This window comes from Pseudomonas sp. FSL R10-2189 (assembly GCF_009600325.1).
In the GTDB taxonomy this organism is placed as follows: Bacteria; Pseudomonadota; Gammaproteobacteria; order Pseudomonadales; family Pseudomonadaceae; genus Aquipseudomonas; species Aquipseudomonas helleri.
Window position 1 is genome coordinate 1 of the sequence record NZ_WIVZ01000144.1, and the last position, 324, is coordinate 324.

Below are 324 nucleotides of genomic sequence, written 5' to 3' on the forward strand. Positions count from 1 at the left end.
TTGGCGCGGGCTTCCTGCAGGTAGTTTTCGCCAAAGTCGCGAATGCCCGCGGCATGGGCTTCACGCAGCGCGCCAGCAGGTTTGGTCTTGCTGACAGCGAGTAGATGAATGCTTGTTACATCACGTTGCACAGCCAGTGCGGCTGCACGGATGCGCGCCTCAACCCGGGCAATGTTGCCTGCTATCGTGGACATTCGTGTAAGCCCGCTGTTGTGAAAGTCAGCGGCATTCTACTGGAATTGGGGGGGGGGGATGGATATCGCTGACCTGGTTGGCATGCAGCCGCTGGAAGCGGCTGCATGATTTGCCTGCGCTTAGCGTTGC

Annotated in this window: 1 pseudogene; it reads right to left on the reverse strand. The window is 59.3% G+C overall.

Features of this window, described 5'->3' with window-relative positions:
• Positions 1-194: pseudogene (locus GHO32_RS26285) on the reverse strand (YggS family pyridoxal phosphate enzyme); the annotation flags it as partial.
• Positions 195-324: the final 130 nt, after the last annotated feature.